Source organism: Arthrobacter sp. FW306-05-C (assembly GCF_021801725.1).
Lineage (GTDB): Bacteria > Actinomycetota > Actinomycetes > Actinomycetales > Micrococcaceae > Arthrobacter.
Map to the genome: position 1 here is coordinate 3,952,381 of NZ_CP084556.1, position 25,521 is coordinate 3,977,901.

Consider the following 25,521-nt stretch of genomic DNA (forward strand, 5'->3'; position numbering starts at 1 on the left):
CCACCATGCCATCCCAACCGGACGAAAGTGCGGACCTGGCGATACAGACACCTGCCATCAACGACCGCTCACTGGCGGCTGGGCTGGCGTACGCCATGGCCAGCAGGGTCTCCGGCATATCGTTCGACGGCGGCACGGGCCTCATGCTGGGAAAGGTCCGGGGCGGCGCCGAAGTTCCTTATTCCACCACCGCCAAGCTGGTGCGCAAGGCCGGCGGCTGGAGCTGCACCGTTGGCGTTTGCAGTTGCCCGGTCCGGAAGGACTGCAAGCACGTGGCGGCCCTGCTCTTCGCCGCGGAGGACAACCCCTCGGTCCGGATGCAGCTGTTGGCGCCGTCCACGGCAACGCAGGTGTCCCGCGCACCCTCCGCCGCCCTGTCCGACTGGGAGCAGGCCCTCAGCCCGCTGATCTCGCAGCCCGGATCCGCCCCCTCCACCAGCGGCGTTCCCCTGGCCCTGCAGTTCGAGGTGGAGGAACCGCCGCCGCATTTCTCCTACACCGGCCGCCGGGACCCGGTCCGCGGCGTGCGGCAGCTCAAGGTGCGGCCCGTCATCATGGGCGCCAAGGGCAAGTGGATCCGCGGCGACGTTTCCTGGAACACCTTGAGCTACCTGAACTTCCGGCGTGAATCGAACCAGGCGCACGTGGAGTGGCTGCAGGAGTTCCTGGCCGGCCACTCCTCCTCCGCCAGCCGGGTGCACAACTCGGCAGGCCTGTGGCTGAGCCTGAACTCCTACGCCGGCAAGAACCTGTGGAGCCTCCTGTCCGACGCCCGGAAGATCGGGCTCGCCCTGGTCCACTCGCGCGGCACCGAGCCGGTCCGTGTCGCCGAGGCCCCCGCCGCCGTCGGACTTTCCCTGAGCCGCTACGGGGCTCCTGTTGCGGAGCCTGCTGCGGTGGACGCCGCCAAGGCACAGGCGTCCGACGGCGGGCTGGAGCTTTCGCCCACCATCACCGTTGAGGGCGCGGACGTCGATCCGGCCTCGGTGGGAACGATCGGCCGGCCTGCGCACGGGCTGTTCTTCACCTCCGGGGAGGCGTCGCTGCCCGGCGTCCCCGACCCCAACGGAACCATCACGCTGGCGCCGCTGGAGAACGGGCTGAGCGAGGAACTGCTGGCCTTCGTCACGGCAGGAAGCACGCTGCACATTCCCGCCAAAGACGAATCGCGGTTCCTGACCGGTTTCTACCCCAAACTGAAGCAGACGGCCCGCGTGACGGCGCGCGACGAGTCGGTGGAACTGCCCGAACTTGCCGTCCCCACCCTGTCGCTGCTGGCCAACTACGGGGCTGACCACCGGGTGCGGCTGCACTGGGAGTGGCACTACAAGACCGGCAAACTGGTCACGGCGCAGCCGCTGTGGCGTCACCCGGGCGACGCCGGCTACCGGGACGACACCGCCGAGTCCCGCATCCTCGAAGGCGTCGCCCAGCCGTGGAACGTGGTGCCCGCGCTGGGCGAATCCGCCACCGGCGGCTGGGGCACGCCCCGGCTGGCGGCTTCTGCCGAGCTGACGGGCCTGGACACGCTGGCGTTCACGGAGGAAGTACTGCCCCGGCTGCGGGAGGCGCCGGACGTGGATGTCGACACCGTGGGCGAGATCGCCGACTACCGTGAGGCCGAGGAAGCGCCCGTGGTGTCCATCTCCACCAAGGCAACAGAACAGCGGGACTGGTTCGACCTGGGCATCCAGATTTCCCTCGAGGGCCAGCCCGTTTCCTTCGCCGCCGTGTTCTCCGCGTTGGCTGCCGGCCAGACCAAGATGCTGCTGCCCAGCGGAGCCTACTTCTCGCTGGACCTGCCGGAGCTGCACCAGCTGCGGGCGCTGATCGAGGAAGCAAGGTCGCTGCAGGACAACAAGGATGCTCCGCTGCAGATCAGCCGGTTCCAGGCCGGGCTGTGGGACGAGCTGGCGCAGCTGGGGATCGTCGACGAGCAGGCAGCGGCCTGGCGCTCAGCGGTGGGCGGGCTCCTGGAAGGCGGAACGGACGGGCTGCCGCTGCCGGCGTCCCTCAACGCCGAATTGCGGCCGTACCAGCTGGAGGGGTTTAACTGGCTCAGCTTCCTGTACAAGCACGGGCTGGGCGGCATCCTCGCCGACGACATGGGCCTGGGCAAGACCGTGCAGGCGCTGGCATTGATGTGCGCGGCGAGGGAGCTGGCTGTTGAGGCCCGGTCGTCCGCGGAGAAGCCCGACGGCGGTGCTGCCGCCCCTGGTGTGGATGGCGCAAACCAGCCGGCCGCCGTCGCGCCTTTCCTGGTGGTGGCGCCCACCAGCGTGGTGGGCAACTGGGCGCTCGAGGCCGCACGCTTCGCCCCCGGCCTCACCGTGCGGACCGTCGGAGAGACCTTCGCCAAGAGCGGCCAGGACGTGGCCGAGGCCCTGGGCGGGGCAGATATCGTGATCACGTCCTACGCCCTGTTCCGGATCGACTACGAGTCCTACGCCTCCCGTACCTGGTCCGGGCTGGTGCTGGACGAGGCGCAGTTCGTGAAGAACCACCAGTCCAAGGCGTACCAGTGCGCGCGCAAGCTGCCGGCGGCGTTCAAGCTGGCCATTACCGGCACCCCCCTGGAGAACAACCTGATGGAGTTCTGGGCGCTGACCTCCATCGTGGCGCCGGGACTGTTCTCGAGCCCCAAGCGCTTCGCCGAGTATTACCAGAAGCCGGTGGAGAAGAACGGCGACAAGGGGCAGCTGGAGAAGCTCCGCCGCCGGGTCAGGCCGCTGATGATGCGCCGCACCAAGGACCAGGTGATCAAGGACCTGCCGCCCAAGCAGGAGCAGGTCCTGGAGGTGGTGCTGAATCCGCGGCACCAGAAGGTGTACCAGACGCACCTGCAACGGGAGCGGCAGAAGATCCTGGGGCTGATCGAGGACGTCAACAAGAACCGGTTCACCATCTTCCAGTCGCTGACGCTGCTGCGGCAGCTGAGCCTGGACGTGTCGCTGGTGGACCCGGCACTGTCCGCCGTCCGCTCCAGCAAGCTGGATGTGCTGTTCGAGCAGCTGGAGGACCTGGTGGCCGAGGGGCACCGGGCACTGATCTTCAGCCAGTTCACCGGATTCCTGGGCAAGGTCCGGGAGCGGCTGGACGAGGAGGAGATCGAGTACTGCTACCTCGACGGCGGCACCCGCAACCGGGCCGATGTGGTCAGCGAGTTCAAGAACGGCAGTGCGCCGGTGTTCCTGATCTCGCTGAAGGCCGGCGGTTTCGGGCTCAACCTCACCGAAGCCGACTACGTCTTCCTGCTCGACCCCTGGTGGAACCCCGCCTCCGAGGCACAGGCGGTGGACCGGACCCACCGCATCGGCCAGGCCCGGAACGTGATGGTGTACCGGCTCGTGGCCAAGGACACCATCGAGGAAAAGGTCATGGCGCTGAAAACCCGGAAGTCGCAGCTGTTCGCGGACGTGATGGAGGGCGACGCCCTGGCCGGCGGCGCCATCACCGCCGAGGACCTGGCGGGGCTGTTCAAGGAGTAGGGGATCCGGGGCGGCGGCTGCCCTGCCCAAAGCGGACACGGATGGTCATTTGCGACGCGGGTGGTCAGTTGCGACGCGCATGTTCCGTTCCGCGGCCCAAATATCCATAGCGTTGGGGAGCCTGCGCAGCGCGGATGCGTTTGCGCGTCGGGAACCGCACCCTATGCTGGTATCCAACCAAAACTACAACGTTGGAGAAACCGGTGGACCACCAGCAGACAACCCCGCGGACGGTCGGGCAGCCTGCCGTCACAGCATCACCCATGCCGCACCTGCGCCCGGACGCCTTCACCGCCCCCTACCGTGATCCGGTCTGGGACGGGCCCACCGACCCCATCCTCGTTGGGGACCACCTCAAGGGCGAGTGGGTCCTCTTCTACACCCAGCGCCGTGCCACAGCACCGGGACTAACCGGAGTCGAGTGGGTGCACGGCACCGGCGTCGGCGTCGCAAGGTCGTCCGACGGCGGCGCAACCTGGCGCTACCAGGGCACCGTGGAGGGACTGGTCCCGCCCGGAACGGAACTGCCGGCAACCCTCTGGGCGCCCGACGTCGTCCGCATCGACGACCGGTGGATCATGTACCTGACCGTCCTGGGCGGCAGGCGGACGGACTGGACCGGGAAGGCGGAAATCATCCAGTTCGCCAGCCGGGACTTGGAGAACTGGGAGTACCTGGGCGGCATCGACCTGGACTCGCCGCGGGTGATCGACGCCGCCGTCGCCCAGTGCGGGGACGGCCGGCACCGGCTCTGGTACAAGGACGAGGCCCGGGGCTCCAACACGTACAGCGCGGTCAGCGACACCCCGGAGGACCCGTCGTCGTGGGTCCTGGAAGGGGTTGCCATCCCCGGGCGTCCGCATGAAGGCCCCAAGGTCTTCCCGCTGGGCGGCCACTACTGGATGATCGTGGACGAATGGCGCGGCCAGGCCGTCTATCGCTCCGATGATGCTGCAGACACCTGGGTCCGGCAGCAGCACCTTGGCGGGTTGATCCTCACGGCGCCGGAATCGGTGGACGGAAGGGCCGTCGTCGGGCGCCATGCTGACGTGGTGCCCCTTGCCGGCGGGGCGCCCAAAGAAACGGCCGACGGCGGCACGCAGCGTGCGCTGCTGGTCTACTTCACGCACCCGTACTGGGGTGGTGAGGACATCGACACCATGGCGCCGGACCCGGGCACGCGCCTCAGCCACGTCCGGGCGGCAGTGCTGGAAGTGCTGGACGGAAACCTGGTCTGCACGGAACACGAGGCACTAAGCCCTCGACGCACAGAAGGGCCAAACCCTGGAACTATAAGCCGGCGGCTGCCGGCACCGGTCCAAGGTTTGGCCCTGACTGTCGGGCTGGGACTAGACCCGCTGCGGTGAGCCCAGCTCCACCGGATCCTCGTCCATCAGATAGGCCAGCTCCGAGTGTGCTGCGAGGTCGATGCCGCGCAGTTCGTCTTCGGGCTTGATGCGGAGACCGCCCATGGCCTTGTCCAGGATCTTGGCGAGGACCCAGGTGATGCCGAAGGAGTAGGCCAACACCGTGACCGTGGCCAGGGCCTGCACGCCCAGCAGTTCAAACCCGCCACCGTAGAAGAGGCCGCTGACGCCGTTCGGAGCCTTGTCCGTGGCGAAGAGGCCAATCAGCAGGGTGCCCAGGATGCCGCCCACCAGGTGGACGCCCACGACGTCGAGTGAGTCGTCGAAGCCCAGGCGGAACTTCCATTCGATGGCCAGTGAGCAGACGGCCCCGGCGATGGCGCCGATAGCCAGTGCCCCCAGCGGGCTCACCGCGCCACAGGCCGGCGTAATAGCCACCAGCGCGGCGACCAGGCCGGAGGCGGCGCCCATACTGGTGGCCGCGCCATGGCGGAACCGTTCCACGAGCGCCCAGGCCAGCAAGCCCGTGGAAGCTGCCACCGCGGTGTTGAGGAAGACCACCGACGCTGACTGGCCGGCGGAGAGGGCGGATCCCGCGTTGAAGCCGAACCAGCCCACCCAGAGCAGGCCTGCACCCAGCAGCACCAAGGGGCGGCTGTGCGGCTTGGCGTGTTCCACCTTGGGCCAGCCGGAGCTCTTGCCCAGGATCAGGGCCAGGGCCAGGGCAGCGGCGCCGGCGTTCATGTGCACCGCGGTGCCGCCGGCGAAGTCGATCGCCTTGATCCCGTTGGCGATCCAGCCACCCACACTGCTGCCGTCGGCCGAATTGAACGCGAAAACCCAGTGGGCGATGGGGAAGTAGACAATGGTGGCCCAAATGCCTGCGAACAGCATCCAGGCGCCGAACTTCATGCGGCCTGCGGCAGCCCCGGCGACGAGCGCGGTGGTGACGCAGGCGAAAAACAGCTGGAACGCGGCAAACAGGATGACCGGGATGGAGGCCGAATCATCCTTGGCCAGCAGCTGCCCCATGCCTGGGAACTCGGTGACGTCACCGATCAGGCCCAGGCCGCCGACAGAGTTCCCGAACGCCATCGAGTACCCGAACAGGGCCCACAGGACGGCCACCAGGCTGGCGCCGCCGACGCACATCATCATCATGTTGAGGATGCGGCGCGACCCCACCATGCCCCCGTAGAACAGGGCCAGGGCGGGGATCATCATGCAAACCAGCGCCGAGCTGGCCAAAATCCAAGCGACATTTCCCGAATCCATGGGAAACCCCTTTCAAGATGCGAACAGGACGGTAACTTGCTGTCAGAGCCGTTCCGCCTGGAGGGACGTGGACGGAGTAACCACGTCCGGCGGAGGGGCGGCTTGTGCCGTCTGGTCTCAATCTATGGCGCCCATTTTTGGTTGGGTTTCAGGGGTGTTAAATGATGGTTTCCGTCATTTGCCCCGGGGTTTCAGCTGTAACGCAGGGCGCAGGAGCACCTGATGTTTCAGCCGCAGGAATACGTGGCAGCCCAGGAGCAAGCGGTTGCAGGACTAGGCTAAGGGAATCCGGGCAGCAAACCACCCCGAAGGAGCCAGCCCTTGAACAGCACGCAGCCCTCCCCCATGCCGCCGACTGAGCTCAGGGTGGGCGTGGTAGGCATCGGCTGGGCCGGCCAACAGCACCTGAAGGCCTACGCCGGGCTGGAAGGCGTCAGCATCGTCTCGCTCGCAGGAATGGAGCAGGAACTCCGGGACTCCCTACAGGCCGAATACTCCATCCCGAACGGCTTCGCCGACTGGGAGGAGATGCTGGACCACGGCGGCCTGGACGCAGTCAGCGTTGCAGTTCCCACCTTCCTGCATGCGCCGGTGGCGATCGCCGCGCTGAAGCGGGGAATCCACGTCTTGAGCGAAAAACCCATCGCGCGCAACGCCGTGGAAGGCCAGGCCATGGTGGACGCGGCACGGGAGGCCAGGCGCGTGCTGGACGTGGCGTTCAACCACCGCCGCCGCGGGGACATCCGGGCCCTCAAGCAGGTCATCGACGACGGCGGCCTGGGCCGCCCCTACTACGCCAAGGCATCCTGGCTGCGCCGCTCCGGCATCCCCACCCTGGGCAGCTGGTTCACCAACCCCGAGCTGTCCGGCGGCGGACCGCTTGCCGACATCGGTGTCCACGCACTGGACTACGCGCTGTACCTCCTGGGCGAACCGAAAGTGGTTGCTGTCTCCGCCGCCACCCACTCCGAGCTCGGGCCGCAGGGCAGGGGCGGCGGAACCCGGTTCACCGCCCAGGCCTCCAGCCACGCATTCGAGGTGGAGGACTTTGCCTCGGCCTTCCTGCGGCTGGAAGGCGGCGCAACACTCGTCGTCGAAGCAAGCTGGGCCACCTACCGGGAAGTGGACGACCAGCTGGAGTTCACGGTCTACGGCACCGACGGCGGCGCCGAACTCAAGGCCCACGGGGCCCCTTTTCCACCCGTTGGCGAGCTCCGTGTGTTCACTGACAAAGACGGCGAATCCGCTGACTATATGCCCGCCGTCGTACCGGGCCGCGCCCACGATGAAGTGGTGGAGGACTTCGTCGCCGCAGTTCGCGGCGGCGCGCAGGTGTGGAGCCGTCACGATGGCTCTCTGGCGCTGTACCGGGCACAGATCATCGACGCCTGCTACCAGTCAGCACTGGAGCAGAGGGAGGTTCGGCTGTAATGGACGGCAAACTGCGGATCCGGGTATGGAACGAGGGCGTGCACGAGGCCAACAACCAGCCGGCCCACATCGGGGAGATCTACCCCGAGGGCATTCACGGCGCCATCGCCGCCGGGCTTCGCTCCCACCTTCCGGACGCGGAGGTCACGACGGCGGTCCTGGCCACGGATGATGAGCACGGCCTTGCGGAGGAGGTGCTGGCGGACACGGACGTCCTGCTCTGGTGGGGCCACATAGCCCATGCCGACGTCAGCGACGCCGTCGTCGAACGCGTCCACCGGCACGTGCTGGGCGGGATGGGGCTGATCGTGCTCCACTCGGGGCATTTCTCGAAGATCTTCACCAAACTGCTGGGGACCAGCTGCTCCCTTGCCTGGCGCAACGACGGCGAGCGCGAGCTGGTGTGGACCGTGAAGCCCTCGCATCCCATCGCGGAAGGCGTGGACAGCCCCATCGTCATCCCGGAACAGGAGATGTACGGGGAACTGTTCGATATCCCGGACCCGGACGACCTGATCTTCATCAGCTCCTTCGCGGGCGGTGAGGTGTTCCGCTCCGGTGTCACGTTCACCCGGGGCAAGGGCCGTATCTTCTACTTCAGCCCTGGGGACCAGGAGTACCCGGTGTACCACCACCCGCAGATCCAGCGCGTCCTGGCCAACGGTGTGGTGTGGGCGGCGCAGCCCGGGTTAGACCGCTCGATCCCTGGTGTCAGCAACCCGGCCCGGGAGCGGTTTGAGGCCGAAAAACGTCATTGACACAGGGTGCGCGCAAGAGCAGATTGAAATCGTTGCAACGCAAGGTTCGGCAGGCTGTGGACGGGCACACCCCGCCCTGCCGTGCCTTTTCCCGGAGCGGCTCAGCGCGCTTGGGTATGAATTTTCATAACCACTCCCTTCCGAGGAGCCAGAAATGCCTGCAGTAACGGTTAAGGATCTTGAATCCAAGTCCTTCAACGAGCCCGACGAAAAGCGCCGGCCACCCAAGACGCAGGTGGACGTGGTGAACATCGGCGGTGCCACCTTGGGCCGCTTCACTTTTGAACCCGGCTGGCGCTGGTCCGAAACAGTCAAGACGGTGGTCCATACGGACAGCTGCCAGGTCAACCACCTGGGCTTCTGCACCGGCGGCACCCTGACCGTACAGCTGGACGACGGGAGCAAAATGACCATCCGTGCCGGGGACGCCTATTCCATTCCCGCCGGGCACGACGCCTGGGTGGAAAACGACGAGGCGTACGTCGGCTACGAAATCATCAGTGCAGCCGAGTTCGCCAAGCCCGCCTGACCACAGGAGTGCACAAACTGCTCGCAGTGCAGAAACTCCCGAGGGAGGTCCGCAAGGACCTCCCTTTCCTGTTGCCCGGGCCCTACGGTGGAGGGAACACAACGATCGGAGAGCAATGAAAGTCACCGTCATCGGCGGCAGCGGCCATATCGGGTCGTTCCTGGTCCCCCGGCTGGTCCGAGCTGGCCACGAGGTCACCGTCATCAGCCGCGGCAACCGCAAGCCTTACCACGAGGCACCCGAATGGCAGGAGGTGCGCCAGGTCGCTGCGGACCGCGAGGCGGAGGACCGCGACGGGACTTTCGGGGACCGGGTTGCTGCCCTGAAGCCGGACGCCGTGGTGGACCTGGTCTGCTTCACGCTTGAATCGGCAGCGTCGCTGGTACAGAGCCTGCGCGGCGAGGTGGGCCACCTGCTGCACTGTGGCTCCGTCTGGCGGTACGGGCAAAGCCTGAAACTGCCCATCAGGGAAGGATCGGACTCGGCCGCGGAGCCTTTCGGCGAGTACGGCATCCAGAAGAACCGGATTGCCCTGATGTTGAAGGAGGAAACGGCGCGCGGCGGACTGGCCACCACCTCACTGCATCCGGGCCACATCACAGGACCGGGCTGGCATCCTATCGGCCCGCTGGGAAACCTCGACCCCGCCGTATGGCAGACCATTTCCGCCGGCCAGCCCCTCCGGGTCCCCGGCAGCGGTGCTGAGCTCATGCATCATGTGCATGCCGACGACGTCGCCCAGGCCTTCGAGAAAGCCATCGCCCAGCGGGAAGCGGCAAGCGGCGAGGACTTCAACATCGTCGCCCCAACAGCGCTGACCGTCCGCGGCTACGCAGACATCGCCGCGGCCTGGTTCGGACACGCCGCCGTGCTGGAAACGGTCCCGTGGGACCGCTTCCGCGAAGACACGACGCGGGACTACGCAGAGTCCACCTGGGGCCACCTTTACCGCAGCCAGTGCTTCAGCATTGAGAAGGCCACTTCAGTGCTGGGCTACGTGCCGCGGTACGAGCCCGAGCAGGCCATCTTCGAAGCCGTCCAGTGGCTCGTTGACCACGGCCAGCTGCACGTCGCCCGCCCATTGGGCGTCCCTGCCGCCTGAGTGGCTCGCCTGGAGGTCTTGGCAAATTTACCCAAAATGTACGACGACGGATGGGCACCAAAGTCGAAAGCATGCTTAGTATGGAGGGGTCAGGCTCTGGCTTTGCCAGGGAGAGCACCAACTGTAAGGAGCAACTCCATGGGTTTGGACGACAAGATCGGTAACGCCGCAGAAAAGCTTGGCGGCAAGGGCAAGGAAGCTGCCGGCAGCGCAACGGGCGACGAGAGCCTGAAGGCCGAAGGCAAGACGGACCAGGCAAAATCGGACCTGAAGCAGGCCGGCGAGAACGTCAAGGACGCCTTCAAGAAGGATTAGTCGGCGCCACACGCAACAATGGGTGCAGCTCCAGCAGGAGCTGCACCCATTGGCGTTCCTAGGGCTGGTCGCGCTGGTCCCGGAGCTCCTGCAGGAGCTTCAGCTGCTCAGCATTGACCGCCATGAGCATTTCGATCTGGGCGGCAGCGCGGACATCTGTCTCATAGTCATGCTGGGCCATGGCGGAGGCGATGGCGTCCTGGCGCTTGGCCGCGATGAGCAGGATGGCGCCCTGCAGGCCGGCAAGCATGGACAGGAACAGGTTCAGCAGGATGTAGGGATACGGGTCCCATGCATTGTTGGCGAGAAGGTAGGAGTTCACTCCTGCCCAGAGCACCATGAAGCCCACGAAGATGCCTACGAAAGGCCAACTGCCCATGCCGTTCCGAAGCCTGTCCGCAGCCTTGTCGCCCGCGCTAAGGCCTTCTTTGTGCCGCCGGTGCCAGTTAACTCTCATCTCAACCATGCGCCCAGAATAAATCCCCGGCGCCCCAGGCAGGGCGGCACCGATGGCGCGGCTTCGATCGCCTAGTGGATGAGCCCCGAGACCAGGTTGATGGTGGTGGCCAGGACAATGGCCCCAAGGAGGTAAGACAGCAGCGCCTGCCGCAGGACCGTGGAACGGATCGCGTTGGTCTTCAGGTCCGTGTCCGAAACCTGAAAGGTCATGCCTACGGTGAAGGCGAGATAGGCAAAGTCCGAGTAGCGGGGCTGGGACTCCTCATTGAAATCGACGCCGGTGCCGTCCCGGTAGTAGATCGCGGCGTACCGGAGGGTGAACAGCGTGTGCACCAGGAACCATGACAGGGCAATGCTGCCCAGGGCCATGGCCACGGTGACATCCTTGGCTCCGCCCTGCTCATTGGAGGCGTCAAGCAGGATCAGGGCGACTCCCGCAAAGCTGGCCACCGTGGCGGTGAGGACCAGGGCGTCCGAAAAGACTCGGCCCGGGTCCTCTCTTCGGGCATGCGCAGCAGTGGCCGCGGGCCCCAGGCGCCCAATAACGCTCCACACCCAAACCAGGTAGGTGGCCGAAGCGACTGCCCACCCGAGAGCGGGTGCATAGGCCCAGGCTCCTGAGGGACCGACCAACAGTGCCGCAGCCAGGCCGACGACCAGCATGACCAGCATCCGGAGCCGCGAATGATGTGCGAGGGAGTTGAAGTTCCGGTGGTGGTCGCCGGGAACCGTCATGGACTTCATTGCCCGATCATGGCACGGGAGGCTGGGGCGCGGCTGGATGCCGCTCCCCCGGCTAGATCAGCCCCTGCGCCAGCATGGCGTCGGCCACCTTCACAAACCCTCCGATGTTCGCACCCAGCACGTAATTTCCGGGTTCACCGTACTCGTCAGCGGTGGCGGCGCAGCGGTCGTGGATGCCCACCATGATCTCCGTGAGCCGCTCCTCGGTATGTTCGAAGGACCATGAATCGCGGCTGGCGTTCTGCTGCATCTCCAGGGCCGAGGTAGCCACGCCGCCGGCATTGGCGGCCTTGCCGGGTCCGAACAGCACTCCAGCCTCCTGGAACACCGCCACGGCGTCCCGGGTTGAGGGCATGTTGGCCCCTTCGCCGACAGCCAGCAGGCCATTGCGCAGCAGGCGGGCGGCAGCATCGCCGTCGAGCTCGTTTTGCGTGGCGCACGGCAGCGCCACCGTGGCGTCCACGTCCCACACGGACCCGCCGTCCACGTAGGAGACGCCGGCACGGCGTTCCGCGTATTCCTTCAGGCGGCCGCGCTCCACTTCCTTGACGGTGCGGAGGAGTTCGACGTCGATCCCCGCCTCGTCCACCACGTAGCCTGACGAGTCGGAACAGGCCACGACGGTGGCGCCGAGGGCCTGCGCTTTGGCGATCGCGTTGACGGCCACGTTGCCGGAGCCGGACACCACCACGCGCTGGCCGTCGAAGGACGTGCCTCGGGTTTTCAGCATCTCCTGGGTGAAGATGACGGTTCCAAAGCCGGTTGCCTCAGGGCGGACCAGGGATCCGCCCCAGGAGATGCCCTTACCGGTCAGCACGCCGGACTCGTAGCGGTTGGTGATGCGCTTGTACTGGCCGAAGAGGTAGCCGATTTCGCGGCCGCCCACGCCGATGTCGCCCGCCGGGACGTCTGTGTACTCCCCGATGTGCCGGTAGAGCTCGGTCATGAAGGACTGGCAGAACCGCATGACCTCGGCGTCACTGCGGCCGCGGGGGTCAAAGTCGGAGCCGCCCTTGCCGCCGCCGATGGGCATGCCGGTGAGGGCGTTCTTGAAGATCTGCTCGAAGCCGAGGAACTTCACGATCCCCAGGTAAACAGACGGGTGGAAGCGCAGGCCGCCCTTGTAGGGGCCCAGCGCCGAGTTGAACTCCACCCGGAACCCGCGGTTGATCTGGACGCGGCCGGAGTCGTCGGTCCACGGAACCCGGAAGATGATCTGGCGCTCGGGCTCGCAGAGACGCTCAAGGATGGCAGCCTCAAGGAATTCGGGGTGCCTGTCATGGACCGGACCCAGGCTTTCAAACACCTCAACCACCGCCTGGTGGAACTCCGCTTCGCCGGGGTTCCGCGCAAGGACAGTGTCCTTGATGGATTCGAGCCGTGCGTCCATGAACAGTTCCTAACATTGCCGATATGAGGGCCGGCGCAGGACAGCGCCATCGCTTCAAAGGTTCACGCTTCAACGTATCCGATTACGACCGGGCACCAGTAGGCCGATCCACGCGCTTCCACTAATCTCCGTAATGTGACAGAAGAATTCCATAATTCGGGAACCGAGAAGCCCTATTCAAGGTCCGGGAGGAAGCGCTGATGGCTTACATTTGCCTCCTGCTCTCCGGCGCCGCGCTGCTGGTCAACGGACTGGCAACACTCGGCCAACTCCCCCGCCGCGACGCAGCCGTGTTCAGCATGGTGCTCGGTGGCACCCAACTGGTGCTCGGCGTCGGGCATCTTTTAGGGACCGGCGCCGGCAGTGAAGCCCTCATGACGGGCGCCGGCATGTTCCTGTTCGGACTGACCTACGTTTACGCCGGGCTGGACGTCCTGCTGGGGCTTGGCTCAAAGGGACTGGGCTGGTTCTGCGGCATGGTGGCGTTCTTTGGCCTGCTGCTGGCGGGTGCCTGGGTGGGCACCGATCCGCTGCTCGCCGTGCTGTGGGTGTGCTGGTCGGTGCTGTGGGGCCTGCTGTTTGCTTCCTCAGCGCTGGGAGCAGCGCGGCTGGAACCGTTCGCCGGTTGGGCGCTGGTCCTGGCCAGCCAGGTGACGGCCACCGTCCCGGCGTTCCTGGGCTTGGCCGGACTGTGGCCCCGGAGCGGCTTGGTGGCGTGTTTGGCGGCGGCGCTCCTGGCCGGTCTCTTCGTGGCAGCGGGCTTGCTGGCGCGGCGGGGACGGCGCAGTCCTCGCCGGGCCAGTGCAGGCGCCCCGGGGCTGGCTGCGACAGTCAACGACGCTTCGCTCCGTCACGCCGGCGAGCGGGGCAAAACCCGCCTGGCAGACCAACGCAGCGTCTAGGAAGCGGTGACCTCGGCTGCATGCTGCCGCCGGATCCCGCGCCTGCTGCTGCGGCCCGTGCGGGCGCTCCAGCGCTGGTGCCGGTACTCGACGTCAATGGGGTGCCCGAAGGCGGCGCTGATGTTTTCGCTGGTGATGACCCCGGCAGCGGGCCCGGCGGCCACTGCCTGCCCGGCCGTGATCAGCAGCGCGTGGCTGGTTGTGGCGGGCAGTTCCTCCAGGTGGTGGGTGACCAGGACCGACGCCATCTGCGGGTGGGTGTAGGCGAGGTCGTCGATGGTTTCCAGCAGTTGCTCCCGGGCAGCGATGTCCAGGCCCGTGCAGGGTTCATCAAGAAGCAGCAGCTCCGGGGAGGAGATAAGGGCCCGGGCAATCAGCGCCCGCCCACGCTCACCCTGGGAGAGGGTGGGCCAGCGCAGACCGGCTTTGTGGGCCAGTCCAAACTGCTCCACGAGCTCATCGGCCTTGGCATACTCGGCGTGGGTGGGCTCCCACCGCGGGGCCAGGTCATTGCTCCCCGTCAGGCCCGTGAGGACAACCTGGCGGACAGTGAGGGGTGACAGGACCTGGTGGCGCGGATTTACGTGGCCGATGGATTGGCGAAGTGCCTTCAGTTCCACCCGCCCCAGGCGTTCGCCAAGCACGGATACCGTTCCGGAACTGGGGTGGTTGACGGCCCCGCACAGCCCCATAAGGGTGCTCTTCCCGGCTCCGTTCGCCCCGAGCAATGCCCAGTGTTCTCCGGCCTTGACCGAGAGCGTGATCCCGCTGATGATGTCGCGGCCGTCCCGGCGAAACGAAACGTCGTCCAGTTCCAGTACCTGGTTGTTCACCGGGCGGTGGTTCATCTTTGGGTCTCCTCAAAGGGTTGGTGTTTCCCCAACTCTCGCGTCCCGTCCCGAATGAATGCAAAAAGCGTTCGACATGTGGCAGCGGCCGGCCGCTCCAACAAGCAGCCGGCCGCGCATTGCTATGAAGTTTTGTTCCGTTACCGGAGCACTACAGTGCGGTTTCCCTGCAGGATGACCCGGCCTTCGCAGTGCCACTTCACCGCGTTGGAAAGGGCCTTGCATTCCGTGTCGCGGCCGGCGGCCACCAGGTCCTCGGGCCCGTAGGTGTGGTCCACGTCCACAACCTGCTGCGAGATGATGGGCCCCTCGTCCAGCTCCGCGTTCACGTAGTGCGCGGTGGCGCCTACGGTCTTGACGCCGCGCGCATAGGCCTGGTGGTACGGCTTGGCGCCCTTAAAGCTGGGCAGGAACGAGTGGTGGATGTTGATGGCCCGCCCGTCCAGCTTCCGGGTCAGGTCGTCGCTGAGCACCTGCATGTAGCGGGCCAGCACCACGAGCTCAACGTCGAGCCCGTCCACGAGCGCCATCAGCGCGGCTTCCGCTGCGGGTTTCGTGTCGGCAGTGACCGGGATGTGGTGGAACGGGATGCCGTGCCACTCCACCAGGGCCTCGTGGTCCCGGTGGTTGGACACCACCGCCACGATTTCCACGGGCAGCTCGCCAATGCGGGAACGGAACAGCAGGTCGTTAAGGCAGTGCCCGAACTTGGACACCATGATCAGGACCTTGCGTTTGGAGCCCTGGCGTTCCAGCTGCCAGCGCATGCCGAACTTGTCGGCCACCGGGGCAAAGGAAGAACGCAGGACCTCCAGCGTGGATTCGTCCCCCTCGGAGACGAAGTGCACCCGCATGAAGAAGTGCCCCTCGGAGCGCTCCCCGAACTGCTTGTTGTCGATGATGTCGCAGCCGTGTTCCAGCAGGAAGCCGGACACGGCGTGCACGATGCCGGGTCCTTCCGGGCAGTCAAGGGTAAGGACGTGTTCCACGGTGGTGGGCGCCTTGGGCGCGGGCACGTGGGTTTCAGTAACGGTCATGGCTCAGCACTCGATCACATTCACGGCGAGGCCTCCTCGGGAGGTTTCCTTGTACTTGGTTTTCATATCGGCTCCGGTGTCCCGCATGGTCTTGATCGCCTTGTCCAGCGAGACCTTGTGGCTGCCGTCCCCGTGCAGGGCCAGGCGGGCCGCGTTGATCGCCTTTACGCTGGCGATCGCGTTCCGTTCGATGCACGGGATCTGCACCAGGCCGCCCACGGGGTCGCAGGTCAGGCCCAGGTTGTGCTCGATGCCAACCTCCGCGGCGTTTTCCACCTGCGCCGGCATTCCGCCAAGCACCTCGCAGAGCCCGGCGGCGGCCATCGAACAGGCAGAACCAACCTCGCCCTGGCAGCCCACTTCGGCACCGGAGATGGAGGCGTTCGTTTTGAACAGGATTCCGACGGCGGCCGCCGCCAGCAGGAAGCGGACCACACCGTCGTCGTCGGCCCCTGGAATAAACTTCACGTAGTAGTGCAGGACGGCCGGCACGATCCCGGCGGCGCCGTTGGTGGGGGCGGTGACGATCCGCCCGCCGGCGGCATTTTCCTCGTTCACGGCCAGCGCGAACAGGTTGACCCATTCCATGGCATGGAGCGCATCTTTGGTGGCCGAATCCGCCGACAGTGTCTTGTACAGGGCCGGTGCGCGCCGGGTCACTTTCAGGCCGCCGGGCAGGATTCCCTCGGCGTTGCAGCCGTTCTGCACACATTCCTTCATCACGGCCCACAGCCCCAGCAGCTGCTCCCGGAGTTCGGCTTCGCTGCGCCAGGTCAGTTCGTTGGCCAGCATGACGTCGGAGATGGACATGCCTTCCCGGCTGCAGATCTGCAGGAGCTCGTCTGCGGTAGAGAACGGGTACGGCAGGACGGTGTCGTCCGCCACCACCTTGTCCCCGCCCCGGGCATCGCCGTCCACCACAAAGCCGCCGCCGATGGAGTAGAAGCTCCGCTCGCTCAGCACGGCGCCGGCGTGGTCCAGGGCCCGGAAGGTCATGCCGTTGGGGTGCGCGGGAAGGGACTTGCGGCGGTGGAGCACCACGTCCTCTTCCCAGTTGAAGTCCACCCGGTGCACCCCGGCGATGTGCAGTTCGGCGTCCAGCGCGGCGGCCGCCACCTGGTCGTCGGCGGTGAAGGTGTCCACGGTTTCCGGGTCAAGGCCCTTCAGCCCCAGGACCACCGCCTTGTCCGAGCCGTGGCCGCGGCCGGTGGCACCAAGAGACCCGAACAGTTCGGTCTGGACCCTGGCGGTGGCGGCCAGCTGCCCGTCGCCCTTCAGCCCGTCAGCGAAAAGCTTGGCTGCCCGCATCGGGCCCACCGTGTGTGACGACGAGGGCCCGATGCCAACGGAGAACAGGTCCAGGACGCTGAGCGCCATCAGGGAACCTCTGGCGAGGCGTACTCCCGCATGGCGTCCAGCAGCCACCGGCCCAGGAACTCGGCGAACGAAGCACGCGGGAAGATCCGGAAGGTGTCCTCCCCGGTCTTCCACAGCCCGGCGGGGATGTTCGCGATTTCCGTGGAGAAGGCGGTGCCCGTTTTGAACACCCGCGGGTGCAGGTCCAGCGAGCAGCCCTTTTCCAGGACAGCGCGGGCCCGCGGGCCCTTCAGTTCAAAGGTGGTGCGGTTGGCGGAGAGGTCCACCACCTGGCCTGCGTCGCTGCCCAGCGCGTCCCGGAGTGCGGGGATCAGGCCGCCGCCCAGCGACTCGTGTGCCTCGGTGGGTGCCACCACCAGGAACTCGGAGGGGCCCAGCCACAGGACGGAGACGTCGCCGTTGCCGGCCACCGCGCCGGACCCGGCCGGGAGGCCGCCGGTGACAGCGGCCAGCCGCTGCGCCACGTCCGACCCCGCCGCGGCCCGGAGCCCCACCATGGTCAGGAAGGGCAGCTCGGTGAGCTCGACGGTGCCGGGCAGGGAGCCTGCCGCGAATGCTTCGGCCAGCTGCCTGGCAGGGCTGATGCGGGCTGCGAGGTTCTTGTCTGCGGAGGTGGGGGATGCTGCTGTTTCAGCCATCTTTACGGGTCCCTTCGGGGTCAAAAAGCACTGTCTCTGCCACAACCACGTCCACCAGCTGGTCGCCGGCGGCTGCCACCAGCGTTTCGCCGATGCGGTTGCGTCCGTTCTTGATCAGGGCCAGGCCAAAGGACCTGCCCAGCGCTGCACTGTGGTAGCTGGAGGTGACGAACCCTTCCATCGGCACCGGGCCGTAGGCGGGGTTGGTGGAGCGGCCCTTTTCCACCAGCTGGGTGCCTTCCGGCAACCGCAGCGAGCCGTCCACGGGAAGGACGCTGACCAGGTGCTTGCGGTCCTCACGCTGCGCGTCCGACCGGGAGTAGGAGCGCTTGCCGATGAATTCCTTCGCCTTGGAGACGATCCACTCCATGCCGGCATCCTGCGGGGTGACCGTGCCGTCGGTGTCCTGCCCGACGATCGGGTAGCCCTTCTCGGCGCGGAGCACGTGCATGGTTTCGGTGCCGTACGGGGTGATGTTGAATTCGGCACCGGCCGCCGCCACGGCTTCCCAGGTGTTCAGGCCGTACCAGGCCGGCACGTTGATCTCGTAGGCAAGTTCGCCGGAGAACGAGATCCGGCAGATCCGGGCACGGACGCCGGACGCCAACGTGGTTTCGCGGAAGGTCATGAACGGGAAGGCCTCGGCCTCCAAGCCGCCGTTGGCAGCCAGTTCCGGCGCCACCTTGGCGATGACCTCGCGGGACTTGGGCCCGACGACGGCAATGGTGCTCCACTGCTCGGTCACCGAGGTGCAGTTCACGTCCAGTTCCGGCCACTCGGTCTGCAGCCATTCCTCGAGCCAGTCCAGCACCTTGGCGGCGCCGCCGGTGGTGGTGGTCATGAAGTAGGTTTCGTCGTCAACGCGGAGGGTCACGCCGTCGTCGAAGATCATGCCGTCCGGGGTGCACATGACACCGTAGCGTGCCGAGCCCGGGGCGAGCTTCTTGAACGCGTTGGTGTACATGCGGTTGAGGAACTCGCCCGCATCCTTGCCGCGGATCTCGATCTTGCCCAGGGTGGTGGCGTCCATGAACCCTACGGATTCGCGGACCGCAGCGCATTCACGCAGCACGGCGGCGTCCATGTCCTCCCCGGCCTGCGGGTAGTACCAGGGGCGCTTCCACTGTCCGACGTCCTCGAACAGCGCGCCCTTGGCAACGTGCCAGGGGTGGATCGACGTGATGCGGGCGGGGTCGAAGAGTTCGCCGCGCTGGCGTCCGGCCAGTGCCGCGAAGGCCACCGGGGTGAACGGTGCGCGGTAGGTGGTGGTGCCGATGTCGCCGATGCCGCGGGACGCCTCGCCGGCGGTCCGGAGTGCGGCGGCGATGACGCCGATGGCATTGACGCCGGAAGTCTTGCCCTGGTCGTTGGCGGTGCTGATGGAGGTGTACCGCTTGATGTGCTCCACCGAGCGCATGCCGGCGCCGGTGGAGCGGAGGACGTCCGCCACGGACTGGTCGCGCTGGAAGTCCACGAAGTGGTGGTGCCAGTCATCCGGGGTGCCGTTCTCCCCCGGTACCAACCACAGCTGGCGGGTGGGGGCGGAGGCCTTCGGCGCGCCGAACACGGAAGGTTCGACGGCGGATGCGAACCCGGCGGCGGTGGCTGCCCGTGCGCCGGCGGAGATGCCCTCGGCCAGGCAGTCGGCGGTGTCGAAGGAACCGCGGCCGGAGCCGATGGTCTGCTGGTTGGGCACTTCGGTGCTGGGCACGAAGGCTGCCAGCTCGTCGTCCCAGCGCAGCTTGCCCTGCCGCTGGGAGTGGAGGTGGACCAGCGGGCTCCAGCCGCCGGACACAGCCAGCAGGTCGCAGGCGATCTGTTCGACGCCGGAGGTGAGCTCGCCGTCGTCGTTGATGCTGCGGACGGTGACGCCGTCCAGCCGGCCGTCACTGTCTGCCGACGTGTTGGCAACCGCGCTGCCGATCAGTACCCGGAGCCCGCTTTCGACGGCGGCAGTTGCCAACGGGGTCAACTGGGGGCGGGCGTCCACCACGGCTGCGACCTTGACGTCGGCGGCGGTCAGGTCGGCGGCGGCGGCGTAGGCACTGTCGTTGGTGGTGCTGATGACCACGCGCTTGCCGGCGGCAACGCCGTACCGGTTGAGGTAGCTGCGCACGGCAGAGGCCAGCATGATGCCGGGGCGGTCGTTGTTCTCGAACACCAGGGGACGCTCGTGCGCGCCCGGTGCCAGCACCACTTGGTTGGCACGGATGTGCCAAATCCGCTGGCGGGAGACGCCGGGAGCTGCGGGGGTGGACAGGTGGTCGGTGCGGTTCTGGACGGCGATGACGTAGTTGGCGTCGTAGGCGCCGAATGCGGTGGTCCGGTTCAGGACCGTTGACTCGGCGCCGGAGACCAATTCAGCTTCGACATCAGCCACCCACTCGAGGGCTGGTTTGCCTTCGATGGTCTCGGCCAGGCCCTCGGCGGTGGAGCCGGAGAGCAGGGAGCCGCCGAGTTCGGGCTGGTCGTCCAGCAGCATGACACGGGCGCCGGTGCGGACAGCTTCTCGCGCCGCGGCAAGGCCGGCGGGGCCGCCGCCGATCACCAGGACGTCGGTGTGGACGTACTTCTTGTCGTATTCAGCGCGGTCGTCTTCCGGGTCAAGCTTGCCCAGGCCATTCAGAAGCGTGGCCTTCAGGCCGTCCACCAGGGAGACGGTGGTGGCGGGGAGCATGGATTCGGCTACGTGGCCGGGAAAGCGGGCTTCCACGCGGACCAGGGCGTTGGCCTCTTCGACTCCGGCGGACATGATGCCGCGGGGACGGTCCTCGTACAGCGAGCTGCCGGCGGCGATGCGGCCGTTGGCCAGCAGGGCCGAGGCCAGGGTGTCGCCGGGGTGGCCGGTGAATTCCTCGCCGTCCACCGTAAAGCGCCAGGAAATGGTGCGGTCGATGCGGCCGCCGGTAGCCAGGCGGGCGTTCTGGGAAGTCACTTGGTCGCTCCTTCCGGGGCGGTGGTGGTCAGGATGCTCGTGGTGGAAGTGCTGGGTCCAGCGGTTCCCGTGGTGGTGCTGTCAGGGGCCGTGCTGGCGGTTCCGGATTCGGGCGTGACCCTCGGGGAACGGTCGGGCCGCGGTGTTCCCATGGGGTAGACGGCCTGGATGTCGTAGCTGACGGTGTCGCGCAGCATATTGAACCACTGCCGGCAGCCGGTGCTGTGGACCCAGCGCTCGGCGAAGGTGCCTTTGGGGTTCTCGCGGTAGAAGAGGTAGCGGGACCACTCCGTATCGCTCAGTTCATTCGGGTTCTCCGGGTAGGGGACGTGGGCCTGTCCCCCGTAGTGGAATTCGGTTTCGTCCCGCGGGCCGCAGTTGGGGCATGGGATCAGCAGCATGTGCGTTAGTCCTTTTCTGGTGGCGGCGGCTAGTGGGCCACGGCGGCGGCGCCGTGTTCGTCGATGAGGGCGCCGGTTTCGAAGCGTTCCAGCGAGAACGGCGCATTCAGCTTGTGCGGCGCGCCGGTGGCGATGGTATGCGCGAAGGTCATGCCGGCAGCGGGCGTTCCCTTGAACCCGCCGGTACCCCAGCCGCAGTTCACGAACATGTTCTCCACCGGGGTCAGGCCCACGATCGGCGAGGCGTCCAGGGTGGTGTCCACAATGCCTCCCCAGGTCCGGAGCACGTGGGCCCGGGCGAAGATGGGGAAGAGTTCGACGGCGGCCGCCATCTGCTGCTCGATCACGTGGAAGGAGCCGCGCTGGCCGTAGCCGTTGTAGGAGTCCACACCGGCGCCCATGACCAGTTCACCCTTGTGCGCCTGCGAAACGTAGACGTGGACGTGGTTGGACATGACCACCGTGGGGTGGACAGGCTCGTGCAGTTCGGAGACCAGGGCCTGCAGCGGGTGGGACTGGATGGGCAGCTGGAAGCCTGCCATCTCGGCCAAAACCGAGCTGTGGCCGGCGGCGCACAGGCCAACTTTTTCGGTGTTGATGGTGCCGCGGTTGGTCTTGACTCCCACTACGCGGTCGCCGTCCTTGAGGAAGCCGGTCACCTCGCAGTTCTGGATAATGTCCACGCCCATTTCGTCGCACTTGCGGGCGAAGGCCCAAGCAACGTGGTCATGCTTGGCGATGCCGGCACGGGGCTGGTAGGTGGCGCCCATGACCGGGTAGCGGATGTTGTCCCGGATGTTCAGGATGGGGCAAAGTTCCTTGACCTGCTGCGGGTCGAGCCATTCGGCGTCCACGCCGTTGAGCTTGTTGGCGCCCACGCGGCGGATGCTTTCGCGCACGTCGCCCAAGGTGTGGGCCAGGTTCATCACGCCGCGCTGGCTGAACAGGAAGTCGTATTCGAGTTCCTCGGGCAGGATCTCCCACAGCTTGAGCGCGTGCTCGTAGATGGCGGCGCTCTCGTCCCAGAGGTAGTTGGAGCGGATGATGGTGGTGTTCCGGGCCATGTTGCCGCCGGCCAGCCAGCCCTTTTCCAGGACGGCGATGTTGGTCATCCCGTGGTTCTTGGCCAGGAAGTAGGCGGTGGCGAGGCCGTGCCCGCCGCCGCCGACGATCACGGCATCGTAGGAGGACTTGGGCTCCGGGTTGCGCCAGAGGAAATCCGGGTGCTCGGGGAGGAGGTCTGCGCTCACTGGGCTGCTCCAATCAGGTCTGCTTCGGCTTCTGCCAGGCTGGCGTCGGCGGTGAGGTGCGGGTACAGGGGGAACTTTTCGGCCAAGGCCGTCACCCGGGAGCGGAGTTCGACGGCGGTGTCCCCGGGCAGGGTACCGGTGGACGCCGACGCGATCAGGGCCGTCGCAATGATGTCCGCAACCTCGGTGAACTCGGCGGCGCCGAAACCGCGGGCGGCCAGGGCGGGTGTCCCGATCCGGAGGCCGGAGGAGACCATCGGCGGGCGGGGGTCGAAGGGGACGGCGTTGCGGTTGACGGTGATGCCGATCTGGTGGAGTGCGTCCTCGCCCTGCTGGCCGTCGAGTTCGGAGTGGCGCAGGTCCACCAGGACCAGGTGGACGTCGGTGCCGCCATTGACCACGGAGATGCCTGCCGCTGCCACGTCTTCCTTGAGGAGACGATCTGCCAGCAGCTTGGCGCCCGCCAGGACGCGCTCCTGGCGCTCCTTGAATTCGGGGGCGGCAGCGAGCTTGAAGGCCACGGCCTTGGCGGCGACCACGTGCTCCAGGGGACCGCCCTGCTGGCCGGGGAACACGGCGCTGTTGATCTTCTTGGCGTATTCCTCCTTGGCGAGGATGACGCCGCCGCGGGGGCCGCCCAGGGTCTTGTGGGTGGTGGTGGTCACCACATCCGCGTAGGGGACGGGGTTGGGGTGCAGGCCTGCCGCCACCAAGCCGGCGAAGTGGGCCATGTCCACCATCAAGTAGGCGCCCACGAGGTCGGCGATCCGGCGGAACTCCGCGAAGTCCAGCTGGCGTGAGTAGGCGGACCAGCCGGCCACGATCAGCTTGGGCTTGTGCTCCAGGGCCAGGGCTTCCACCTCGGCCATATCAATCCGGAGGTCTTCCTCCCGGACGTGGTAGGGAACCACGTTGTAGAGCTTGCCGGAGAAGTTGATCTTCATGCCGTGGGTCAGGTGGCCGCCGTGCGCCAGGGACAGGCCCAGGATGGTGTCGCCGGGGTTCAGCAGGGCGAACATGGCGGCGGCGTTGGCCTGCGCGCCGGAGTGCGGCTGGACATTGGCGAACTCGGCGCCGAACAGGGCCTTCACGCGGTCGATGGCGAGCTGTTCGATGACGTCCACGTGCTCGCAGCCGCCGTAGTAGCGCTTGCCGGGGTAGCCCTCGGCGTACTTGTTAGTGAGGACCGAGCCCTGGGCCTCCATGACGGAGGACGGAGCAAAGTTCTCCGAGGCGATCATTTCCAAGGTGGACTGCTGGCGGTGCAGTTCCCGTGCCACAGCGGCGGCGACGTCGGCGTCGACCGTGGCGAGCGAGGCGTTCAGTACGTCCTGCATTGTTCTCCTTCAAAGCCCTTCGGAGTTACTGACCTATAACTGATCTGTAACTGATATATTAGAACTATCGTAATAGTATGTTCCAGATCACTTGGACGTCAATAGCACTCCTGGGAAGGCTCGAAATGAGCGTCACATTAGAGAACCACCTGGCCGGGGACGGAGATCTCTCACTCTCCGAACAGGCCTACCGACACCTCCGCGACCGGCTCATCATGCTGGACATCCGGCCGGGCGAGGCGATCAACGACGGCAAGCTGGCCGCCGAACTGGGGATTGGCCGGACGCCGGTCCGGGAAGCACTCAAGCGCCTGGAAAGCGACCATCTTGTGGTCTCATATCCCCGCCGCGGAACGTTCGCCACCATCGTCGACATCACCGAACTCGCCGACGTCTCCGAGCTGCGCGAATCCCTGGAGCCCCTGGCGGCACGCCGGGCGGCCAAGCTGGCAACGCCGGCTTTGCGGGCGGAGATTCGCGAGACCGCGGCGGCGATCGCCAAAATGGAGGACGGCTATGATCCCTACGACCTCATGCGGTACGACATCAAAGTCCACCGGCTGATCTACCGGGCCGCGGCCAACGCGCACCTCGAAGACGTCCTGATCCGCTACGACAACCTGGCCACCCGGATCTGGTGCATGGTGCTGGAAAAGGTGCCGTCCGTTGCGTCGCACATCGCCGAGCACGTGGAGCTGCTGGAGGCAGTGGCCGACGGCGATTCCGACCGGGCGGGCAAACTCGCCCTGGAGCACGTCACCAGTTTCGAACAGGCCATCCGCAGCGTGCTTTAGTCGTCGTGTTTAAAGCGCAGCTACTGCAGCCGCTGGCGCACTTCCTTCGCGAACTCCATGGTGGTGGCTGATCCGCCGAGGTCCGGAGTGGCCACTCCGTCCGCAAGCGTGGATTCGAAAGCGCTTGTCAGGGACCGCGCTGCCGCCACCTCCCCCAGGTGCTCCAACATCATGGCCGCAGCCCAAAGGGCACCGACCGGGTTAGCGATGCCCTTGCCGGCGATGTCCGGGGCAGAACCGTGAACGGGTTCGAACATCGACGGGAAGCGCCGTTCAGGGTTCAGGTTGGCGCTCGGCGCGATGCCGATGGAGCCGGCGACGCCGGCCACAAGGTCGGACAGGATATCGCCGAACAGATTCGAGGCCACGATGGTGCGAACACTGGTGGGCTTCATGACCAGCCGGGCAGCGAGCGCATCGATGAGCACCTTGTCCACGGTGACGCCTGGGAACTGGGCCACCGCGGAAGCCACCACTTCGTCCCAGAACGGCATGGTGTGGATGATGCCGTTGGATTTGGTGGCTGAGACCAGCGTTCCGCCACGGCCGGCGGCTGCTTGGGCTGCATAGCGCGCCACCCTGCTGATGCCGGCCCTGGTAAACACACTCTCCTGGACGGCGAACTCCGCCTCCGTCCCGGCGCCAAAGCGCCCGCCGATCTGCGAGTATTCGCCCTCAACGTTCTCCCGCACCACCACAATGTCCAGGTCTTCGATGCCAGGCACCGCACCGGTGACGCCGGGCAGCAGCTTCATGGGGCGCAGGTTGATGTACTGGTCGAACTCGCGGCGGATGGGAATCAGCAGTCCCCACAGGGTTACGTCGTCCGGGACGTCAGGGGTTCCCACTGCGCCCAGGAAGATGCCGTCGCCACTGCTGAGCTGCTCAATACCGTCAACCGGCATCATCCTGCCGGTCTTGACGTACAGGTCGCTGTTCCAGTCGCGGACCCGCCAGGTAACGGTAAAGCCGTGCAGCCCGGCCAGGGCGTCCACGCATTCCATGGCCACGTCGGTGACATCCACGCCGATGCCGTCGCCGGGAATTGAGTCGATGGTGAAGTTGCGGCTCATGGGTTTCCTATCATTTCCGGCGTACCTGTATACGGATAAAGCTTAGGCCGGACTTGGCACCACCTGCTCCG

The 25,521-nt window shown here is 66.6% G+C and carries 22 protein-coding genes; 9 read left to right on the forward strand and 13 right to left on the reverse strand.

Features of this window, described 5'->3' with window-relative positions:
* The first annotated feature begins 5 nt into the window (after positions 1-5).
* Together LFT44_RS18405 and LFT44_RS18410 are read left to right on the forward strand one after the other, a co-directional pair.
* Positions 6-3,488, forward strand: a complete 3,483-nt coding sequence (locus LFT44_RS18405) for a DEAD/DEAH box helicase (protein ID WP_236799889.1) — start codon at positions 6-8, stop codon at positions 3,486-3,488.
* Between the two features lie 203 nt (positions 3,489-3,691).
* Positions 3,692-4,855 carry a glycoside hydrolase gene (locus LFT44_RS18410; RefSeq protein WP_236799890.1) on the forward strand — a complete coding sequence of 388 codons (1,164 nt, stop codon included), beginning with the start codon at positions 3,692-3,694 and terminating at the stop codon, positions 4,853-4,855.
* On the opposite strand, the gene LFT44_RS18415 is transcribed toward LFT44_RS18410, so the two are convergent.
* Positions 4,838-6,130 (reverse strand): ammonium transporter, encoded by a 1,293-nt coding sequence (locus LFT44_RS18415; protein WP_236799891.1) that lies wholly within the window; start codon positions 6,128-6,130, stop codon positions 4,838-4,840. The genes LFT44_RS18410 and LFT44_RS18415 overlap by 18 nt on opposite strands.
* A 345-nt stretch (positions 6,131-6,475) precedes the next feature.
* On the opposite strand from LFT44_RS18415, the gene LFT44_RS18420 reads away from it, so the two are divergent.
* From LFT44_RS18420 to LFT44_RS18440, 5 genes are all read left to right on the forward strand, one after another.
* Positions 6,476-7,561, forward strand: a complete 1,086-nt coding sequence (locus LFT44_RS18420; protein WP_236802950.1) for a Gfo/Idh/MocA family protein — start codon at positions 6,476-6,478, stop codon at positions 7,559-7,561.
* A complete protein-coding gene (locus LFT44_RS18425) occupies positions 7,561-8,319 on the forward strand; it encodes a ThuA domain-containing protein (RefSeq protein WP_236799892.1) in 759 nt (252 codons plus the stop codon). The genes LFT44_RS18420 and LFT44_RS18425 overlap by 1 nt, the downstream gene beginning before the upstream one ends.
* Positions 8,320-8,473: 154 nt before the next feature.
* Positions 8,474-8,848 (forward strand): cupin domain-containing protein, encoded by a 375-nt coding sequence (locus LFT44_RS18430; RefSeq protein ID WP_236799893.1) that lies wholly within the window; start codon positions 8,474-8,476, stop codon positions 8,846-8,848.
* A gap of 115 nt (positions 8,849-8,963) precedes the next feature.
* Positions 8,964-9,950: an NAD-dependent epimerase/dehydratase family protein gene (locus tag LFT44_RS18435; protein WP_236799894.1), complete on the forward strand. Its 987-nt coding sequence runs from the start codon at positions 8,964-8,966 to the stop codon at positions 9,948-9,950.
* A gap of 138 nt (positions 9,951-10,088) precedes the next feature.
* Positions 10,089-10,265, forward strand: coding sequence for a CsbD family protein (locus LFT44_RS18440; RefSeq protein ID WP_214946270.1), 177 nt, complete (start codon positions 10,089-10,091; stop codon positions 10,263-10,265).
* 58 nt (positions 10,266-10,323) lie between these two features.
* On the opposite strand, the gene LFT44_RS18445 is transcribed toward LFT44_RS18440, so the two are convergent.
* The 3 genes from LFT44_RS18445 to gdhA all read right to left on the reverse strand — a co-directional run bounded on the left by LFT44_RS18445 (position 10,324) and on the right by gdhA (position 12,858).
* A complete protein-coding gene (locus tag LFT44_RS18445; RefSeq protein WP_236799895.1) occupies positions 10,324-10,731 on the reverse strand; it encodes a DUF1003 domain-containing protein in 408 nt (135 codons plus the stop codon).
* 62 nt (positions 10,732-10,793) lie between these two features.
* Positions 10,794-11,468: a DUF1345 domain-containing protein gene (locus LFT44_RS18450; RefSeq protein WP_236799896.1), complete on the reverse strand. Its 675-nt coding sequence runs from the start codon at positions 11,466-11,468 to the stop codon at positions 10,794-10,796.
* Positions 11,469-11,520: 52 nt separating this feature from the next.
* Positions 11,521-12,858 carry an NADP-specific glutamate dehydrogenase gene (gdhA, locus tag LFT44_RS18455; RefSeq protein WP_236799897.1) on the reverse strand — a complete coding sequence of 446 codons (1,338 nt, stop codon included), beginning with the start codon at positions 12,856-12,858 and terminating at the stop codon, positions 11,521-11,523.
* 200 nt (positions 12,859-13,058) lie between these two features.
* On the opposite strand from gdhA, the gene LFT44_RS18460 reads away from it, so the two are divergent.
* On the forward strand, positions 13,059-13,760 hold the full coding sequence (locus LFT44_RS18460; RefSeq protein ID WP_236799898.1) for an AmiS/UreI family transporter: 702 nt from the start codon (positions 13,059-13,061) through the stop codon (positions 13,758-13,760).
* On the opposite strand, the gene LFT44_RS18465 is transcribed toward LFT44_RS18460, so the two are convergent.
* The 8 genes from LFT44_RS18465 to glyA form a co-directional block, all read right to left on the reverse strand.
* Entirely contained in the window at positions 13,757-14,608 is an 852-nt protein-coding gene (locus tag LFT44_RS18465; protein WP_236799899.1) for an ABC transporter ATP-binding protein, read from the reverse strand. The two genes, LFT44_RS18460 and LFT44_RS18465, sit on opposite strands and share 4 nt — an antisense overlap.
* Before the next feature lie 140 nt (positions 14,609-14,748).
* On the reverse strand, positions 14,749-15,645 hold the full coding sequence (gene purU / locus LFT44_RS18470) for a formyltetrahydrofolate deformylase (protein ID WP_236799900.1): 897 nt from the start codon (positions 15,643-15,645) through the stop codon (positions 14,749-14,751).
* A gap of 3 nt (positions 15,646-15,648) precedes the next feature.
* The gene (locus tag LFT44_RS18475; protein WP_236799901.1) at positions 15,649-17,022 is read right to left on the reverse strand and encodes an L-serine ammonia-lyase; all 1,374 of its coding nucleotides are present in this window, start codon (positions 17,020-17,022) and stop codon (positions 15,649-15,651) included.
* Positions 17,022-17,660 carry a sarcosine oxidase subunit gamma gene (locus LFT44_RS18480; RefSeq protein WP_236799902.1) on the reverse strand — a complete coding sequence of 213 codons (639 nt, stop codon included), beginning with the start codon at positions 17,658-17,660 and terminating at the stop codon, positions 17,022-17,024. The genes LFT44_RS18475 and LFT44_RS18480 overlap by 1 nt, the downstream gene beginning before the upstream one ends.
* A complete protein-coding gene (locus tag LFT44_RS18485) occupies positions 17,653-20,595 on the reverse strand; it encodes a sarcosine oxidase subunit alpha family protein (RefSeq protein ID WP_236799903.1) in 2,943 nt (980 codons plus the stop codon). The genes LFT44_RS18480 and LFT44_RS18485 overlap by 8 nt, the downstream gene beginning before the upstream one ends.
* Complete coding sequence (locus LFT44_RS18490) at positions 20,592-20,996, reverse strand: sarcosine oxidase subunit delta (protein WP_236799904.1); 405 nt, start codon at positions 20,994-20,996, stop codon at positions 20,592-20,594. The genes LFT44_RS18485 and LFT44_RS18490 overlap by 4 nt, the downstream gene beginning before the upstream one ends.
* A gap of 29 nt (positions 20,997-21,025) precedes the next feature.
* On the reverse strand, positions 21,026-22,246 hold the full coding sequence (locus LFT44_RS18495; RefSeq protein WP_236799905.1) for a sarcosine oxidase subunit beta family protein: 1,221 nt from the start codon (positions 22,244-22,246) through the stop codon (positions 21,026-21,028).
* The gene (glyA, locus tag LFT44_RS18500; protein ID WP_236799906.1) at positions 22,243-23,583 is read right to left on the reverse strand and encodes a serine hydroxymethyltransferase; all 1,341 of its coding nucleotides are present in this window, start codon (positions 23,581-23,583) and stop codon (positions 22,243-22,245) included. Before glyA ends, LFT44_RS18495 begins: the two co-directional genes overlap by 4 nt.
* 125 nt (positions 23,584-23,708) lie before the next feature.
* Between glyA and LFT44_RS18505 the strand changes: the two genes are divergently transcribed.
* Positions 23,709-24,377: a GntR family transcriptional regulator gene (locus LFT44_RS18505; protein WP_236799907.1), complete on the forward strand. Its 669-nt coding sequence runs from the start codon at positions 23,709-23,711 to the stop codon at positions 24,375-24,377.
* 20 nt (positions 24,378-24,397) lie between these two features.
* Here LFT44_RS18505 and LFT44_RS18510 read toward each other — a convergent pair whose 3' ends face one another.
* Entirely contained in the window at positions 24,398-25,450 is a 1,053-nt protein-coding gene (locus LFT44_RS18510; RefSeq protein ID WP_236799910.1) for a tartrate dehydrogenase, read from the reverse strand.
* Positions 25,451-25,521 lie beyond the last annotated feature (71 nt).